Source organism: Roseivivax sp. CAU 1761 (genome assembly GCF_054482755.1).
Map to the genome: position 1 here is coordinate 31,603 of NZ_JBTLRM010000009.1, position 13,991 is coordinate 45,593.

The 13,991-nt window shown below is 69.1% G+C and carries 13 protein-coding genes; 1 reads left to right on the top strand and 12 read right to left on the bottom strand.

The genetic code is table 11. From position 1 onward, the window contains the following. Nucleotides 1–65 precede the first annotated feature (65 nt). The 7 genes from ACXYMW_RS07820 to ACXYMW_RS07850 all read right to left on the bottom strand — a co-directional run bounded on the left by ACXYMW_RS07820 (nt 66) and on the right by ACXYMW_RS07850 (nt 7,778). Nucleotides 66–1,211, bottom strand: coding sequence for an iron-containing alcohol dehydrogenase (locus ACXYMW_RS07820; RefSeq protein WP_459034752.1), 1,146 nt, complete (start codon nt 1,209–1,211; stop codon nt 66–68). Continuing rightward, on the bottom strand, nt 1,208–2,590 hold the full coding sequence (locus ACXYMW_RS07825; protein WP_459034753.1) for an aldehyde dehydrogenase family protein: 1,383 nt from the start codon (nt 2,588–2,590) through the stop codon (nt 1,208–1,210). Before ACXYMW_RS07825 ends, ACXYMW_RS07820 begins: the two co-directional genes overlap by 4 nt. Before the next feature lies 1 nt (nt 2,591). Then, nucleotides 2,592–3,956: a glutamine synthetase family protein gene (locus ACXYMW_RS07830; protein WP_459034754.1), complete on the bottom strand. Its 1,365-nt coding sequence runs from the start codon at nt 3,954–3,956 to the stop codon at nt 2,592–2,594. A gap of 73 nt (nt 3,957–4,029) precedes the next feature. Then, entirely contained in the window at nt 4,030–5,067 is a 1,038-nt protein-coding gene (locus tag ACXYMW_RS07835) for a TRAP transporter substrate-binding protein (protein ID WP_459034755.1), read from the bottom strand. Nucleotides 5,068–5,123: 56 nt separating this feature from the next. Next, on the bottom strand, nt 5,124–6,452 hold the full coding sequence (locus tag ACXYMW_RS07840; protein ID WP_459034756.1) for a TRAP transporter large permease: 1,329 nt from the start codon (nt 6,450–6,452) through the stop codon (nt 5,124–5,126). After that, complete coding sequence (locus ACXYMW_RS07845) at nt 6,442–6,987, bottom strand: TRAP transporter small permease subunit (protein ID WP_459034757.1); 546 nt, start codon at nt 6,985–6,987, stop codon at nt 6,442–6,444. Before ACXYMW_RS07845 ends, ACXYMW_RS07840 begins: the two co-directional genes overlap by 11 nt. After that, complete coding sequence (locus ACXYMW_RS07850) at nt 6,984–7,778, bottom strand: N-formylglutamate amidohydrolase (RefSeq protein ID WP_459034758.1); 795 nt, start codon at nt 7,776–7,778, stop codon at nt 6,984–6,986. Before ACXYMW_RS07850 ends, ACXYMW_RS07845 begins: the two co-directional genes overlap by 4 nt. A gap of 63 nt (nt 7,779–7,841) precedes the next feature. On the opposite strand from ACXYMW_RS07850, the gene ACXYMW_RS07855 reads away from it, so the two are divergent. After that, nucleotides 7,842–8,732, top strand: coding sequence for a MurR/RpiR family transcriptional regulator (locus ACXYMW_RS07855; RefSeq protein ID WP_459034759.1), 891 nt, complete (start codon nt 7,842–7,844; stop codon nt 8,730–8,732). Nucleotides 8,733–8,738: 6 nt separating this feature from the next. Here ACXYMW_RS07855 and urtE read toward each other — a convergent pair whose 3' ends face one another. The 5 genes from urtE to urtB all read right to left on the bottom strand — a co-directional run bounded on the left by urtE (nt 8,739) and on the right by urtB (nt 13,945). After that, nucleotides 8,739–9,434, bottom strand: coding sequence for an urea ABC transporter ATP-binding subunit UrtE (urtE, locus tag ACXYMW_RS07860; RefSeq protein WP_459034760.1), 696 nt, complete (start codon nt 9,432–9,434; stop codon nt 8,739–8,741). A gap of 3 nt (nt 9,435–9,437) precedes the next feature. Then, nucleotides 9,438–10,181: an urea ABC transporter ATP-binding protein UrtD gene (gene urtD / locus ACXYMW_RS07865; RefSeq protein WP_459034761.1), complete on the bottom strand. Its 744-nt coding sequence runs from the start codon at nt 10,179–10,181 to the stop codon at nt 9,438–9,440. Then, entirely contained in the window at nt 10,178–11,419 is a 1,242-nt protein-coding gene (urtC, locus tag ACXYMW_RS07870; RefSeq protein WP_459034762.1) for an urea ABC transporter permease subunit UrtC, read from the bottom strand. The genes urtD and urtC overlap by 4 nt, the downstream gene beginning before the upstream one ends. A gap of 34 nt (nt 11,420–11,453) precedes the next feature. Then, nucleotides 11,454–11,855 carry a DUF6636 domain-containing protein gene (locus tag ACXYMW_RS07875; RefSeq protein WP_459034763.1) on the bottom strand — a complete coding sequence of 134 codons (402 nt, stop codon included), beginning with the start codon at nt 11,853–11,855 and terminating at the stop codon, nt 11,454–11,456. A 122-nt stretch (nt 11,856–11,977) separates the two neighbouring features. After that, the gene (gene urtB, locus ACXYMW_RS07880) at nt 11,978–13,945 is read right to left on the bottom strand and encodes an urea ABC transporter permease subunit UrtB (protein ID WP_459034764.1); all 1,968 of its coding nucleotides are present in this window, start codon (nt 13,943–13,945) and stop codon (nt 11,978–11,980) included. Nucleotides 13,946–13,991 lie beyond the last annotated feature (46 nt).

Below are 13,991 nucleotides of genomic sequence, written 5' to 3' on the forward strand. Positions count from 1 at the left end.
CCTCTCCCCCCCCCCCCCCCCCCCCCACCCCCGGGATATTTCCGCTCAGAAGAAGACCGGCGGGGTCAGAGGACCCGGTCGAAGAGGGCGTGCAGGTTCTGCGCGTCGAGCGGGACCGGGTTGCCGCCGCAGGACGGATCCTCGAGCGCCATGGCGACGAGGTCGTCGATGCGGTCGCGGGCGGCGCCGAGCTCAGAGAGGCGTTCGGGGATGGCGAAGCCGGCGTTGAACTCGGTCACGAAGGCGCGGAATCCGTCGAAGCCGCCGGTGATGCCGAGATAAGGCGCGGCGCGGTCGAAGCGGTCGCGGATCGCCGGCGCGTTCAGCTCCAGCACCGCCGGCATGCAGACCGCGTTGGTGGTGCCGTGATGGGTGTTGTAGAGCGCGCCCACCGGGTGGCTCATGGCATGGATCGCGCCCAGGCCCTTCTGGAAGGCGGTGGCGCCCATCGCCGCGGCCGACATCATGTTGGCCCGCGCCTCGAGATCGCCGCCCTCGGCATAGGCCCGCGGCAGGTTCTCGATCACCAGCTTCATGCCCTCGAGCGCGATGCCCTGGCTCATCGGGTGGTAATGCGGCGAGGAGAAGGCCTCGACGCAATGCGCGAAGGCGTCGAGCCCGGTGCCGGCGGTGATGGCGCGCGGCATGCCCACGGTCAGCTCCGGGTCGCAGATCACCTGCGCCGGCAGCACCTTGGGGTGGAAGATGATCTTCTTCACGTGGGTTTCGGAATTGGTGATGACGCTGGCGCGGCCGACCTCGGATCCGGTCCCGGCAGTGGTCGGCACGGCGACGATCGGCGCGATGGCCGCGGCGTCCGCGCGGGTCCACCAATCGCCGATATCCTCGAAATCCCAGACCGGGCGGGTCTGGCCGGCCATAAAGGCCACCATCTTGCCGAGATCGAGCCCGGAGCCGCCGCCGAAGGCGATCACCCCGTCATGGCCGCCGGCGCGGTAGGCCTCGACCCCGGCGGCGAGGTTCTGCTCCGAGGGGTTCGGATCGACCTCGGCGAAGAGGCCGCGGCCGAGCCCCGCCGCGTCCATGAGATCGAGCGTGCGGGCGGTGATGTCGAGCGCGGCGAGGCCGCGATCGGTCACCAGGAGCGGGCGTTCGATGCCGGCCGCGGCGCAGGCCGCGCCGATCTCGGCGATGCGGCCGGCGCCGAAGCGGATGGCGGTGGGATAGGACCAGTTGGCCACGAGACTCATGCGGTCACCTTCTTGAGATGGTAGGATTTCGGCCTTGTGAGGTTGTGATAGCCGATCACCGACAGCCCGCCGCCGCGCCCGGTCTCCTTGCAGCCGGTCCAGCACAGGCCGGGATCGAGGTAATCGGCGCGGTTGAGGAACACGGTGCCGGTCTCGAGCCGGTCGCCGAGCGCCGCGGCGCGGTCGACATCGCGGCTCCAAAGGCTCGCGGTGAGGCCGTAGCGGCTGTCGTTCATCAAGCGCAGCGCTTCGTCGTCGTCCGCCACCTTCATGATGCCGACCACCGGGCCGAAGCTTTCCTCGCGCATCACCGCCATGTCGTGGCTCACCCCGGTCAGGACCTGCGGCGTCAGATAGGCGCCGCCATCGTCGGCCGGGTCGGTGGCGAGATGCGCGGTGGCGCCCTCCGCCACCGCCGCGGCGATCTGGTCGCGCACCACCTGGGCGAAGCGGGCATGGGCCATCGGCCCGAGGCTGGTCTCGGGGTCGAGCGGGTTGCCGAGCTTCAGCTCGCGGGTCCAGGCCACCGCCCTTTCGACGAAGGCGTCGTAGAGGCTGTCGTGGACGTAGATGCGCTCGATGCCGCAGCAGCATTGCCCGGAATTGAACATCGCCCCGTCCATCAGCCCGGGCACCGCGGCGTCGAGATCGGCATCCGCCATGACGTAGCCCGGATCCTTGCCGCCGAGCTCGGTCGAGACCGGCACGAAGGTGCCCGCCGCGGCCCGCTCCATGGCGCGCCCGCCGGCCACCGAGCCGGTGAAGTTGACGAAGTCGAAGGCGCGTTCGGAAATCAGCGCCGAAGTGGTGTCGTGATCGAGGAAGACGTTCTGGAAGACGTCCTCGGGCACGCCGGCTTCGTGGAAGGCGCGGGCCATGCGCTCGCCCACCAGCAGGGTCTGGGTGGCGTGTTTGAGGATCACCGTGTTGCCGGCGATCAGCGCCGGGGCGACGGTGTTGATCGCGGTCATGTAGGGGTAGTTCCACGGCGCCACCACGAAGACCACGCCCCAGGGCTGGCGGCGGATGTAGCGCCGGAAGCTCGCATCCTCGCCCACCGCGATGTCGGCCAGCGCCTCGGCGGCGATCGCGGCCATGTGCCTGCCGCGCTCGGCGAAGCCGCCGAACTCGCCGCCGAAGCGCACCGGGCGGCCCATCATGCGGGCCAGTTCCGGCACCACCTCGTCGTTCATCGCGCCCACCGCCTCGATCCCCTTGAGGACGAGGTCGATGCGCTCCTCCAGCGGCCGCGCCGCCCAGGCGGGCTGCGCCGCGCGGGCGCGCGCCGCCGCCGCGGCGCCCTCCTCGCGGCTCAGCACCGGGCGTTCGGCGAAGACCGATCCGTCGATCGGCGAGATGCAGTGCAGGGTCTTGCTCATGTCAGGCTCTCTCGAATCCGCGGGCGAGTTCCCAGTCCGTCACGGCCCGGTCGAACTCCTCCTGTTCCCATTCGGCGCAGCGCACGTAGTGATCCACCACGCCCGACCCGAGGGCCGCGCGCAGCATCTCCGAGCCGCGCAGCGTCTCGGTGGCGGCGCGCAGGGTGCGGGGGATCTCCGGCGCGTCGCCGGTCTCGTAGATGTCGCCGCGGGTCGGCGGCGCCAGCGTCATCCGGTCCTCGATGCCCTTCATCCCCGCCGCCAGCAGCGCGGCCTGGGCGAGATAGGGGTTCATGTCCGACCCGCCGATGCGGCATTCCACCCGCACCCCCCGTGTGCCGTCGCCGCAGAGCCGGAATCCGGCGGTGCGGTTGTCCACCGACCAGACGGTCTTGGTGGGGGCGAAGGTGCCCGGCGCGAAGCGCTTGTAGCTGTTGACGTAGGGCGCGAGGAAGACGGTGTAGTCCGGCGCGTAGGCGATCAGCCCGGCCATGAAATGCCGCATCGTGTCCGACATGCCGAGCTCCGCGCCCTCGTCGTGGAAGGCGGGGCGGCCGTCCTGCCAGAGCGACATGTGCACGTGGCTCGACGAGCCGACGCGGCCCGCCGCCCATTTCGGCAGGAAGCTCGCGGCGCGGCCCTGCTGCCAGGCGATCTCCTTGGTGGCGTGCTTGGCGATGGTGTGGTGATCGGCGCAGTCGAGCGCGCCGGCATAGCGGATGTTGAGCTCCTGCTGGCCGAGCTCGGCCTCGCCCTTGGTGTTCTCCACCGGGATGCCGGCGGCGACGAGGTGGTTGCGCAGGGGCCGCAGGATGCCCTCCTCCTTGGTGGTCTGGAAGAGGTTGTAATCCTCGTTGTGCCCCGAGAGCGGCACCAGCTCGCGGTAGCCCTCCTTCTGCAGGGTGCGGTAATCCTTCTCGAAGAGGAAGAATTCGAGCTCCGTGGCCATCATCGCCTCGAAGCCCAGATCGGCCAGCCGGGCGATCTGGCGCTTCAGCATCTCGCGCGGGGCATGGGCGATCGGCGCGTGGTCGTGGTGGTCGAGCACGTCGCCCAGGACCAGCGCGGTCTTTTCCAGCCAGGGCACAAGGCGCAGCGTCGAAAGGTCGGGCTTCAGGACGTAATCGCCGTAGCCGGTGCGCCAGGAGGTGGCCTTGTAGCCTTCGGGCGTCGACATCACGAGGTCGGTGGCCAGGAGGTAATTGCAGCAATGCGTCTCGCGCGCCGAATGTTCGAGGAAGTTCGAGACGTGGAAGCGCTTGCCCATGAGCCGGCCCTGCATGTCGACGAGCGCCACCAGCACGGTGTCGATCTCGCCGGTGGCGGCCTTTTCCTTCAGGGTCTCGAATGTCAGGTTGCCCGGCATCTGGTCACTTTCCGTCGCGCATCAGGGAGGGCGGCCCGGTCAGGGGCCGCCCGGGTCGTGGAAGGGGTCCGGCTCAGAACGTGTAGGGCGGGCCGGCCTGGTTGATGACCTCGTTGTAGTCGCGGAAGATCTGCACGATCTTGGCGTGCACCTCGCCCTCCTCGGCGATCTCGGTCCAGAACTCCTTGGCGGCATTCTCGACCTCGGCCCATTCCTCGGCCGGGACGGTGCGCAGCTCGAGCTTCTCGCCCTCGGCGCGCAGCCGCGCCTCGCCGCCCCAGTACCACTGGTTGCGGTAGGTGTGGCCGGCCTCGATGGAGGCCATGACGAGCTGCTTGAGATGCTCGGGCAGATCGGCCCAGCGTTCCTGGTTGACGAAGAACGACCCGATCCAGGCGCCGGAGATGTTGTTGGTGAGGAAGTAGTCGGTCACGTCGGCCCAGCCGACGGTGTAATCCTCGGTGATCCCCGACCAGGCCATGCCGTCGAGCTCGCCGGTCTGCACCGCGACCTCGGCATCCTCGTAGGGGATGTTCACCGGCACCACGCCGAAGCGGCTCAAGAAGCGCCCGGCGGTGGGGAAGGTGTAGAGCTTCAGCCCGTCGAGATCGGCGACGCTGGTGATCTCCTTCTTGGTGTTGAAGTTGCAGGGATCCTGACCCGCGGCGGACAGCCACTTCACCCCGACCTTGGCATATTCCTCGTCCCAGATCTCCTTCAGCCCGTACTGGTTGAACAGCACCGGCACGTCGAGGATGTGCTTGGTGGCGAAGGGGAAGTAGCCGCCGAAGACCCGCAGCGGCGTGGGCGAGGCCATGCTGTCATCGTCGGAATGCACGCCGTCGATGGTGCCGCGCTGCAGCGCCTGGAACAGCTCGCCGGTGGGCACGATCTGGTCGGCGTAGAACAGCTCGATCTCCAGCTCGCCGTTGGCGGCGGTGTTGATGTAGTCGATGATCGGCTTGGTCACCTGCTCGCCCAGGGCCGAGCCGGCATAGGTCTGGAAGCGCCAGCGGATCGGCTCCTGGGCGTGCAGCACGGCCGGGGTGGCGAGCGTCGCCGGGGCGGCCAGCGCGGCGCCGCGGAGGAATCTGCGTCTCGAGGTTGTCATCGTCTCTCTCTCCTGTCGGGTTGCATTCGGGCCGGTTTGTCCGGCCGCCTTGATTGTCAGTTTCCGTAGATCACCCCGGGCAGCCAGAGCGCGATCTCGGGGAAGACCATCACCAGCGTCAGCGCCACGATCATCACGCCGACGAAGGGCACGATGGAGCGGTAGATGTCGCGCAGGCCGATCTCGGGCGGGGCCATGGCGCGCATCAGGAAGAGATTGTAGCCGAAGGGCGGCGTCATATAGGCGATCTGGCAGGTGATGGTGTAGAGCACGCCGTACCAGACCAGGTCGAAGCCCAGCTGGCCGACCAGCGGCACGTAGAGCGGCGCCACGATCACCAGCATCGCCGTGTCGTCGAGGAAGGTGCCCATCAGCAGGAAGGACAGCTGCATCAGGATCAGGATCACCCAGGGGTCGAGCCCCCAGCGGTCGGTGAACAGATCCTCGATCGCCTTGACCGCGCCGAGCCCGTCGAACACCGCCCCGAAGGCCAGCGCGGCAAGGATGATCCACATGAACATACAGGTGATGCCCAGGGTCTGGCGCACGCTGGTCTCGAACACCGCGCGGGTCATGCGGCCCTTCAGCACCGCCGCGAGGAAGGCCGCGATGGCGCCGATGGCGGAGCTTTCGACGAGGCTCGTCCAGCCGTTGACGAAGGGCACCATCATCACCGCGAAGATGCCCACCGGCAAAAGGCCGGCGCGCAGCAGGCGCAGCTTCTCGCCCCAGGTGATCTCCGCGCGCTCCTCCTCCGAGAGGGCGGGGCCGAGGGACGGCTGGAACTTGCAGCGGATGGCGATGTAGATGACGAAGAGCGCCGCCATCATCAGCCCCGGCACCGCGCCCGCCAGCCAGAGCTGGCCCACCGGCTGGCGCGCGATCATCGCGTAGAGCACCAGCACCACCGAGGGCGGCACCAGGATGCCGAGCGACGACCCGGCCTGGATCACCCCGGTCACCATCAGCTTGTCGTAATTGCGCTTCAGGAGTTCCGGCAGCGCGATGGTGGCGCCGATCGCCATGCCCGCCACCGACAGCCCGTTCATCGCCGAGATCAGCACCATCAGGCCGATCGTGCCGATGGCGAGCCCGCCCGACAGCCCGCCCATCCAGACGTGGAACATGCGGTAGAGGTCGTCGGCGATCTTCGATTCCGACAGCACGTAGCCCATGAAGATGAACATCGGCAGGGTCAGCAGCGGGTACCAGCGCATCAGCTTGATCGCCGCGGCGAAGCCCAGGTCGTAGCCGCCGCGGTCGCCCCAGAGCAGCACCGCCGCCACCACCGCCACGAAGCCGATGGCGCCGAAGACGCGCTGCCCGGTGAAGAGCATCAGCATCATGGTGGAGAACATTAGCGCCGCGATCAGCTCATAGGGCATCGCCCGGCTCCTCGTTCTGGCGCCGGAGCGGGGTGCCGGTCTTGAGGAAAAGAACGTCCTTGGCAAGCTCCGACAGGGTCTGCAGCAGCATCAGAAAGATGCCGACGCACATGATCACCTTGATCGGCCAGATATAGGGACGCCAGGCCGAGGAGCTGCGCTCGCCGCCATACTGGAAGCTGTAGATCGTCGACTCGATCCCGCCCCAGAGCAGGATGCCGAGATAGACCAGCAGGAACAGCACGGTAAACGCGTCGGTCCAGGCCTTCCGGCGCGGCGACAGCTCGCCGTAGAACAGGTCCATGCGCACGTTGGAGCCCATCTGCATCGCGTAGGGCCCGCCGAGGATGTAGTAGCCGACCATCACGAACTGGGCCATTTCCAGCGTCCACAGCGTCGGCGTGAAGAAGGTCTTGTTGATCGACGAGAACAGCAGGATGGCCATCAGCACGAAGATGCCCAGCATCACCACCCGCCCCAGCAGGTAGTTGCAGCGGTCGATCACGGCGACGTAGCGGCGCAGGAAGGCGATCATGGCGCGCCCTCCGCGTCCCGGAGCGCGGGCACCGCGCGCAGCGTGCCGGCAAGATGCTCGGCCATCGCCGCGGCGCTGTCGGGCGTGTCGATCAGGTCGTTGCGGATCTCGATCATCAGCGCCGGGCGGTTGCGCGCGGTGCCGTGCAGTTCGAGCGTGTGGGTGACCCCGTCGGCGGCGGAATAGGGCTCGTTCAGCGCCGCCCGCCAGAGCCCGCGCGCCGTCTCGGCCGCCAGCGCGGCCTCGGCCAGCCCGGGATCGGCGTCGTGCAGGAAGCCCAGATCGACCGCGCGGCGGGCGCCGCGGTAGACCGGGGTGAAGCTGTGCACGGTGATCAGCGCCACCGACCCGGCCCGCGCCGTCTGCCGGTCGAGCAGTTCCGCCAGGGTGGCGTGGAACGGCGTGTGGATGCGGGCATGGCGCTCGGCGCGGGCCTCGGCCGAAAGGTCGCGGTTGCCCGGTACCGCGTGGATCTCGCTGTATGCCGGGATCGCGTCGGGCGCGTCGGCGGGGCGGTTCAGATCGTAGACCAGGCGCGAGATCGTGCCCGCCAGCAGCGGGGCGTCCAGCCGCTTTGCCAGCGCCACGGCGACGTCGCGGGCGCCGATATCCCAGGCCGCGTGGCTGTAGCGCGCCGCCGCGTCGAGCCCGAGATCGTCCAGATCCGGCGGGATATGCGCCGCGGCGTGTTCGCAGACCAGCACCAGGGGCGCCCGACCGTCGGCGTTCGTCACCTCCACCGCTGTCCAGCCGCTGTCGCGCACGCCGCCCCCCGTGGTTTGTGTAAACATCACTACAGTAAATTGTGGCCTGTCAAGAATTATCCTGTAGTATGCTCTTCATCCCGAGTTTGCATGAAGAGAAAGGAACAGAGCTTGGCCCGCAGCAGCCTCCTGGTCCGCGACCTCCTGAAAGAGCGGCAGACCGACCTGACCGCCGCCGAACGCAAGCTCGCGGCGGTGCTGCTCGAGGATTCGCTGCTCTCGGGGCTGCAATCGATCACCAAGCTGGCGGAAAGCGCCGAGGTCTCGACCCCCACGGTGATCCGGCTGGCGCGCAAGCTCGGCTACGAAGGCTTTCCCGATCTCCAGGACGCCATCCGCGAGGAGATCGGCGCGCGCATGAAGCAGCCGCTGGCCAAGCTCGAGACGGCGCGCCGCGACAGCCACCGCGCCCATTTCGTGTCGCGCTTCGTCGAGGCGGTGGCGAGCAACGTCAACCGCACGCTGGACCGGCTCGACCTGGGAGAATTCGACCGCGTGGCGGACCTGCTGGCCGATCCGGCGCGGCGGCTGCATCTGCTGGGCGGGCGCATCACCCGCTCCAACGCGCATTACTTCTACAACCACCTGCAGATCATCCGGCCGCAGGTCTTCCTCGTCGACAGCTCGCCCAGCGTCTGGCCGCAATCGCTGCTCGACATGGATGCCAGCTCGACCCTGGTGATCTTCGACATTCGCCGCTACGAGAAGGAGCTTGAGAAGCTCGCCGGCCTCGCCGTCGGCCAGGGCGCCGACATCGTGCTCTTCACCGATGCCTGGGGCTCGCCGATCGAGCGCCACGCCGCCTTCTGCTTCCGCGCCCAGGTCGAGGTGCCGTCGAGCTGGGATTCGACGCTGGCGATCAATTTCCTGATCGAGGCGCTGGTGGCCGAGATCCAGAACAAGCGCTCGGATTCGAGCGCCGAGCGCATCGCCGCGCTGGAGCGGATGATCGGCGAGTCGCGGATCTTCCGCTCCGGCTGAGACGGCTCAGACCGAGACGCAGCCGAGCAGCATGTCGCGGCTGAAGCGGTCGCGCGCGCCCGACAATTCGGCCCGGCCGCGGCGCAGCACCAGCACCCGGTCGGCAAGGTCGTAGGCGAAGTCGAAATACTGCTCGACCAGCACGATGGCCATTTCGCCCTCGTCGCGCAGATGCCGGATCACCCGGCCGATCTGCTGGATGATGTTGGGCTGGATGCCCTCGGTCGGCTCGTCGAGCAGCAGAAGCTTCGGCCGGGTGATCAGCGCCCGCGCGATCGCCAGCTGCTGCTGCTGGCCGCCCGACAGGTCGCCGCCGCGCCGCGTCAGCATCTTCTTGAGCACCGGGAACAGCTCGTAGATCTCCTCCGGCACCCGGCGCGCGCCCTCGGGCAGGCAGGCAAAGCCGGTTTCGAGGTTCTCGGCCACCGTCATCAGGGGAAAGATCTCGCGCCCCTGGGGGACGTAGGCGATGCCCTTCTGCGCCAGCCGGTGCGCCGGCAGCACGCCCAGATCCTCGCCGTCGAGCCGCATCGTCCCGCCGGAGCGCGGATGGCTGCCCGAGATCGCCTTCATCAGGCTGGTCTTGCCGACGCCGTTGGTGCCCATGACGCAGGTCACCTCGCCCTGCCGCGCCTCGAGCGAGATGTCGTGCAGGATCCGCGAATGGCCGTAATGCAGGGTCAGGTTCTCGATGTGCAGCATGTCTCAGCGCCCCAGATAGACGTCGATGACCTCGCGGTTCGACGTGACGTGATCGAGCGACCCCTCGGCCAGCACCGCGCCCTCGTGCAGCACCGTGACCTTGCAGTTGAGCCGCCGCACGAACTCCATGTCGTGCTCGATGACCACCACGGCGCGGCTTTCGGCGGCGCGGGTCAGGATCTCGGTGGTGTGTTCGCGCTCCTCCGGGGTCATCCCGGCGGCGGGCTCGTCGACGAGCAGCAGCCGCGGCTCCTGCGCCAGCAGCATGCCGATCTCGAGCCATTGCTTCTGGCCGTGGCTGAGCTCGCCCGAGATGCGGTCGAGCTGCGCCCCGAGGCCGATCTCGCCGGCCAGCTCCTCGACCCGCGCCATGTCCTCGGGGCCCGGGCGCCAGAACAGCACCGCGAAGGGCCCGCGCTTGGCGCGCAGCGCCAGCAGCAGGTTGTCGCGCACGCTCTGGTCCTCGAAGACGGTGGGCTTCTGGAACTTGCGGCCCACCCCCTCGCGGGCGATCCGCGCCTCCGACAGGGACAGGAGCGAGATCGACTTCTCGCCCCAGATCACCCGCCCCTCGTCGGGCCGGGTCTTGCCGGTGACGATGTCCATGAAGGTGGTCTTGCCGGCGCCGTTGGGGCCGATGATGGCGCGCAGCTCGGCGCGGCCGATCTGGAAGGACAGGTTGTTGATGGCGCGGAAGCCGTCGAACGAGACCGAGACGCCCGACACTTCGAGAAGGGTGCTGTTCATTCCGCCGCCTCCCGCTCGCGCAGCGCGCCCGCATCGGGGCCGTAAGCGGCGCCGTGGCGGTCGCCGCGGCGGCGCTCGGTCCACAGATCGACCAGCCCGCCGATGCCCTTCGGCGCAAACAGCGTGACCAGCACGAAGCTCAGGCCCAAGAGCACCAGCCACCAATCGACCCATTTCACCGTGTAGAGGCCGAGATCGATGTCGGGCGCCTGCCCGCCGGTGAACCAGCTCGACACCAGCGACACGAAGGCGGCGCCGATCACCGCGCCGTAGAGCCGGCCGCGGCCGCCCACCGCGACCCAGACCGCGAGGTAGATCGAGGCGATGGGCGCGATCTCGGCCGGGTTGATGATGCCGGCCTGCGGGTAGTAGAGCGCGCCCGCGATGCCGGCGATGCAGGCGGTCAGGGTGAAGACGAAGAGCTTGTAGCCCTCCACCGAGTAGCCGAGGAAGCGCACCCGGGCCTCGTTGTCGCGGATGCCGCGGATCACCGAGCCGAACTTGCCGTCGACGACCCAGGCGCAGAGCAGGTAGCCCAGCCCCAGAGCCAGCGCCGAGCCCCAGAGGAACCACAGCGACACGACCGATTGCGGCGCCGCGACCCCGGGCAGGTTCTGCAGGCCCGACAGGCCGTTATTGCCGCGCAGCCCGCTGTCGTTCTGGAACAGGTAGAGCGCCAGGGCCAGGGTCATCGCCTGGGTCAGGATCGACAGATAGACGCCGGTGACGCGGCTGCGGAAGGCGAGCCAGCCAAAGACCAGCGCCAGCAGACCCGGCAGCAGCACCACCAGCGCCAGCTGGATCGCGAGGCTGTCGGCGAAGGCCCAGATCAAGGGGAAGTCGCTGCCGCCCACGACGCCGAAGATCTGGTTGCCGATGGCGGCCTCGATCTCGGCCGCGGTGGGCGGGATCGGTGCCGCGGCGAGCGAGTCGACGACGATGTCGCGGGTGCGCTCGTACATCAACCACATGCCGATCATGTAGCCGCCGAGCCCGAAGAAGGCGAAATGCCCGAGGCTGAGGATGCCGCAATAGCCCCAGACCAGATCCATCGCCAGCGCCGCGAGGCAGAGGCAGAGCGTCTTGCCCAGCGTCTTGACGAAGGAGGTGGAGATCAGCCCGCTGCCCATCGCCTCGGAGGCCAGCGTCACCGCCAGGGTGAAGAGCGCCAGGCCCGACAGGAAGATCAGCACCGAGGGTCGGGCGAGCAGCGGCCGGTACCGCGCCGCGCCGGTCATCGGACCGCTCCCGGGCGGGCGGCCGGCGCCCGGCTCAGAACACCTGCTGCGACCGTCGCGACAGGAAGAAGCCGTGCCCGGACGGGTTGCGGCAGGTCAGGCCGGTGCGCTCGGACCGGCAGGTGATCGCGCCGAACGCGCCGGACTGTCCGTAGGGCGCGACGTCGCTGTAATCCACCCGGCGCGGGGCCCGGCTGCAGCCCATGCGCGCCGGACCGGAGGCGCGGAGATGGAATTCGTGCCCCCAGCTGGCCGAGCAATTGCCAGGACGCGCCATCGCCGGCGGGCCGGAGCGCTCGACGATGGTGCAGGTGATCTCCGAGGCCTCGACCGCGCCGTTGCAGTAGATGTTGCCCGAGGGGGTCATGAAGCCGTAGCCGTCGGCCCGGGCCCCGGTGGCGAGGCCGAGCAGGCCGATGAACAGAAGCCGTTGCATCGCAATTCCTTTCCGGTGGCAAATCGCTTCGGTCAAATGGTCCGTCGTCGAAAGCTGCGTCCCGCCGGGACGCCTTGGAATGGCTGCGAGGATAGCGCGGATTGCGGTCGAAAGTCATGTGCTCAGGCCTCCGCCGCCCGGCCCTTGAGCGCGACGATGCCGCGCGGCCGGACCTGGATGAACAGGATGATGAAGACGATCATGAAGGTCTGCGCCGCCAGCGTGTTGGACGGGTTCAGCCACTCGATGCCCTTGTGCAGGGCGCCGATCATCGTGGCGCCGGCGAGGGTGCCCCAGATATTGCCGACGCCGCCCACCACCACGGTCATGAAGCTCTGCACGATGTAGTCCGAGCCGAGCTCCGAGGTGACCTTGGCAAAGAGGCCGATGGCGACCCCGGCGATGCCGGCGATGCCGGAGCCCAGCCCGAAGGTCAGCATGTTCACGCGGTCCGGGTTGATCCCCATGCTGGCCGCCATGCGGCGGTTCTGGGTCACCGCCCGGGTCTCGAGCCCGAGCCGGGTGCGCCGCATGATGAACAGGAAGAGGCCGAGGAAGACCAGCGCCAGCACGAAGATGGCGATCCGGATATAGCTGATCGAGACCACGTCGTTGATCATCCAGGCGCCGTCGAGCCAGCCGGGCGCGGTCAGCGGCCGGGCCTGCGTGCCGAAGACGTTCTTGGCGATCTGCTGCAGCGCGATGGAGATGCCGAAGGTCGCCAGCAGGGTCTCCAGCGGGCGGTGATAGAGATGGCGGATGACCAGCCGCTCCAGCGCCACGCCGGCGGCGAAGGTGACGGCAAAGGCCAGCGGCAGCGCGACGAGGATCGACAGCGTGTGGTTGGGCACGAATTGCTGCACCACGTAGCCGGTATAGGCGCCCATCATGATGAATTCGCCATGCGCCATGTTGATCACCCCCATGACGCCGAAGGTGATGGCGAGCCCGATGGCGGCGAGGAAGTAGATCGAAGCGAGGCTCAGCGCGTCGAGCGCGAGGTCGGCGGACTGGTTCAGCCCGACCTTGGTGGCGATGCGCGTGAGCGCGGCCTCGGCGGCGGCGGTGACCTCCGGGTCGGGCTCGGCATAGGTCTCGGCAAAGCGGAAACCGGCCAGCCGGCGGTCGATCTCGGCGGCGTCGGCGGCGGGCTCGGCCAGCCCGTCCTCGACCAGCCCGGCATAGGCGCGGGCGCGGGCCTCCTCGTCGGACAGCGCGGCCACCGGCACGCCGCCGACGCGGCCCTCGACGATGTTGGCCGCCAGCGTGTCGCGGATCGCCGACGGGTCGAGCCGCGGCGGCGCCAGGCGCGCCGCGACCGCGGCCTCGTAGGCCTCGCGGCGCGAGAAGCCGTCCTCGCCGGGGACCCGCTCCGCCTTGACGTTGCGGGTCTCGGGGATGGCGCCCTCGAAGACCTCGAGCCGGGTCGCCACCAGCGGGTTCAGGGTGGCGCGCACGTCGACGCCGAGATCGCCCGACATCTGCGCGATGGCGGCGATGCGGGCGGCGCGGTCGGGGTCGTGGGCGATGGTCAGCAGCCGCTCCAGCCGCATCTTCTTGGCCCGCAGGCCGGGATGGTCTTCGGTCTCGATCGAGGCGCGCAGCGGCTCCAGCGCGTCGCCGGCCGGGTTGCGCTCGAGCGAGGTCAGCGCGTCGGCGCGGCGCTCGGGGTCGGGATCGGTAAGCTGGAACTGCACCAGCGCCACCGCCAGCAGCGCCCGGATGCCGCTGTTGGGCTTGATCTGCTCGACCGCGTCCTCGTCGACCTCGCCGGCCGGGGCGCCGGTATCGACATCGGTCAGCCGCACGGTGTCGGCGCCGGTCTCGGCGCCGCGGAAGAACAGCCCGTCCTCTGCGCGGCGCCACAGCGCCTTGTCCTGCCAGGCCTGCAGCACGTCCTGGGCCTGCGGCAGGCCGCTTTCGGCCACCGCGGCGATCGCCGGCGCGATGGTCCGGCGCGAGCTTTCCTCGATCAGGTCGGCCTGCGCCTGCAGCACGGCCTGCATCGGCCCGGGGGCGGCGGCGTCCTGCGCCCGTGCCAGGGAGACGAAGGCCAGCAGCGCCAGCCCGGCGATCAGAAGACGGGTCATGTCGGTATCCTCGGCCGGGAGGGGGCGGCGTCCGCCCCCTCCTCCT

Excerpts from the sequence above, each read along its gene's own strand:
- ACXYMW_RS07820 (WP_459034752.1), bottom strand. The coding sequence starts at position 1,211 with ATGAGTCTCGTGGCCAACTGGTCCTATCCCACCGCCATCCGCTTCGGC.
- ACXYMW_RS07825 (WP_459034753.1), bottom strand. The coding sequence starts at position 2,590 with ATGAGCAAGACCCTGCACTGCATCTCGCCGATCGACGGATCGGTCTTC.
- ACXYMW_RS07830 (WP_459034754.1), bottom strand. The coding sequence starts at position 3,956 with ATGCCGGGCAACCTGACATTCGAGACCCTGAAGGAAAAGGCCGCCACC.
- ACXYMW_RS07835 (WP_459034755.1), bottom strand. The coding sequence starts at position 5,067 with ATGACAACCTCGAGACGCAGATTCCTCCGCGGCGCCGCGCTGGCCGCC.
- ACXYMW_RS07840 (WP_459034756.1), bottom strand. The coding sequence starts at position 6,452 with ATGCCCTATGAGCTGATCGCGGCGCTAATGTTCTCCACCATGATGCTG.
- ACXYMW_RS07845 (WP_459034757.1), bottom strand. The coding sequence starts at position 6,987 with ATGATCGCCTTCCTGCGCCGCTACGTCGCCGTGATCGACCGCTGCAAC.
- ACXYMW_RS07850 (WP_459034758.1), bottom strand. The coding sequence starts at position 7,778 with ATGTTTACACAAACCACGGGGGGCGGCGTGCGCGACAGCGGCTGGACA.
- ACXYMW_RS07855 (WP_459034759.1), top strand. The coding sequence starts at position 7,842 with ATGAAGAGAAAGGAACAGAGCTTGGCCCGCAGCAGCCTCCTGGTCCGC.
- urtE (WP_459034760.1), bottom strand. The coding sequence starts at position 9,434 with ATGCTGCACATCGAGAACCTGACCCTGCATTACGGCCATTCGCGGATC.
- urtD (WP_459034761.1), bottom strand. The coding sequence starts at position 10,181 with ATGAACAGCACCCTTCTCGAAGTGTCGGGCGTCTCGGTCTCGTTCGAC.
- urtC (WP_459034762.1), bottom strand. The coding sequence starts at position 11,419 with ATGACCGGCGCGGCGCGGTACCGGCCGCTGCTCGCCCGACCCTCGGTG.
- ACXYMW_RS07875 (WP_459034763.1), bottom strand. The coding sequence starts at position 11,855 with ATGCAACGGCTTCTGTTCATCGGCCTGCTCGGCCTCGCCACCGGGGCC.
- urtB (WP_459034764.1), bottom strand. The coding sequence starts at position 13,945 with ATGACCCGTCTTCTGATCGCCGGGCTGGCGCTGCTGGCCTTCGTCTCC.